Source organism: Sphingomonas turrisvirgatae (assembly GCF_001721295.1).
Taxonomy (GTDB): Bacteria; Pseudomonadota; Alphaproteobacteria; order Sphingomonadales; family Sphingomonadaceae; genus Sphingomonas; species Sphingomonas turrisvirgatae.
The window spans coordinates 1-1937 of record NZ_MDDS01000061.1 but is presented as its reverse complement, the minus strand read 5'-3'; the positions used below and the strand labels follow the sequence as shown (position 1 = coordinate 1937).

The 1937-nt window shown below is 35.2% G+C and carries 3 protein-coding genes; 2 read left to right on the top strand and 1 reads right to left on the bottom strand.

The genetic code is table 11. The features are described 5' to 3' along the window. On the top strand, positions 1 to 843 hold an 843-nt coding region (repM, locus tag BFL28_RS20350), incomplete at its 5' end, for a replication initiation protein RepM (protein ID WP_079247233.1). Between the two features lie 67 nt (positions 844 to 910). Continuing rightward, on the top strand, positions 911 to 1456 hold the full coding sequence (locus BFL28_RS20345; protein WP_000736775.1) for a plasmid replication DNA-binding protein: 546 nt from the start codon (positions 911 to 913) through the stop codon (positions 1454 to 1456). A gap of 175 nt (positions 1457 to 1631) precedes the next feature. On the opposite strand, the gene BFL28_RS20340 is transcribed toward BFL28_RS20345, so the two are convergent. Beyond that, on the bottom strand, positions 1632 to 1892 hold the full coding sequence (locus tag BFL28_RS20340; RefSeq protein WP_079247232.1) for a tautomerase family protein: 261 nt from the start codon (positions 1890 to 1892) through the stop codon (positions 1632 to 1634). Positions 1893 to 1937: the final 45 nt, after the last annotated feature.

The following is a 1937-nucleotide window of genomic DNA, read 5'->3' as shown; positions in this document are numbered from 1 at the left end:
CTTCTAGCTATCGTTGAAGCAAGGGAATCGGGTAAGGGAATAAATGCTAATGATCCATTAACAGTTCATGCTGAAAGCTACATCAATCAATTTGGTGTACATCGAAACACGGCTTATCAGGCATTAAAAGATGCTTGTGATGATCTATTTGCAAGACAATTCAGTTATCAAAGTCTTAGTGAAAAAGGCAACATTATTAATCACAAGTCAAGATGGGTGAGTGAAGTCGCTTATATTGATAATGAAGCGGTTGTTAGACTTATTTTTGCTCCCGCTATCGTGCCTTTAATTACAAGACTAGAAGAACAATTTACAAAGTATGAAATACAACAAATAAGCAATTTAACAAGTGCTTATGCCGTTCGGTTATATGAGATATTGATTGCATGGCGTAGTACAGGAAAAACGCCTCTTATAACTTTGTCTGATTTCAGACAAAAAATAGGTGTACTCGATACTGAATACAAACGAATGTATGACTTTAAAAAATATGTCTTAGACATTGCATTAAAGCAAGTAAATGAACATACCGACATTACTGTTAAAGTTGAACAGCATAAGACTGGTAGATCAATTACAGGTTTTTCATTTAGCTTTAAACAAAAAAAATCAGTAACGAAGTCAGCTAAAAGTATAGGTGTAAGCGAAGATATAACGATCACTTTAACAGATGCACAACGCTATTCATTTGCGAGTAAATTGTCAGAGCTTCCAGAAATGGGAAAACTTTCACAAGGCACCGAAAGCTATGAACAATTTGCTGTACGGATTGCAGATATGCTAAAACAGCCGGAGAAATTAAAAGAACTTACTCCATTACTTCGAAAAGTTGGCTTTCAATAAATGATGTCAATTGACATTGTAAAGTTGACAGTCAAGTATTAACACAAATTGAAAACTGGTTTACATAATGAAAAAACTGTCAGTTTCAGAGTTGGCTAAGCTTTACGGATATTCACGACAAGCCATATATGCCCATATAAACAAAGGAAATTTATCTAAAGGATCTGATGGATTAATTGACTTCGCAGAAGCCATAAGAGTTTTTGGGGAACCACAAAAGAAAGATACTAATGTCAATCAAAGTCAATCAATTAACAGTCAAAACTTGACAGAAGTTGACCTATTAAAACGTCAAGTTGACATACTGGAAAAACAGTTAAATCAAGCACTGTTTAGAGAAAATCAATCACTAGAACGTGAATCGTTTTATCAAGATCAGATCGAGGCCATGCAGCGCTTACTAGAAGCACCAAAAGCCAATATGACTACGTTTACCGATCAAGAACAGTCGCAAGCGAATGTAGCTCAAGTACAGCCAGAACCTAATATTGATGATCCTAAACATGACGGATTGACTACTCCAGAGAATAAGCGCATTCCTGTTCCAGAGCATGTTGAACCAGAGCCTAAAAAGCGTGGCTTCTGGAGTCGTTTTTTTCTTCCATATGGTTAACTTAGGCTAAATAAAACCGTGGAACATTGCTCAATAAATAAGCGTGGAACGTGAAAAATCATAAAAAAAACCCACCTTGGGGAAGATGGGCTATAAACTAGAAACTACAGCATTGATTTCTAAGGAAAATTATAACACATTTCGTATAAGGCGTATTATGTTAATTTTAGGAAATTTAAACATTTACCTTATAATTTAACTGTAGTTCATCCGCATTTTCCCCTCTAATGCCCCAGTTTTCTTTAGGGGTTTCAAATATAGTTATCTCAACATCATTTGAATCAATACCGCATAGATTGTTTATATTTTCGAATAGAGTCTTAATAAATGCTTTTTTAGTCTCTTTTGTTCGTCCATCGAACATGGAAATTTCAATAATTATATAAGATGTACTGCGGTCTGCTGGATATAGAAAATTATTGGATTCTAGTGGAATAAAACGCTGAAGCGTTTGGCGATCAACCTAGTGATAGGCGATAAC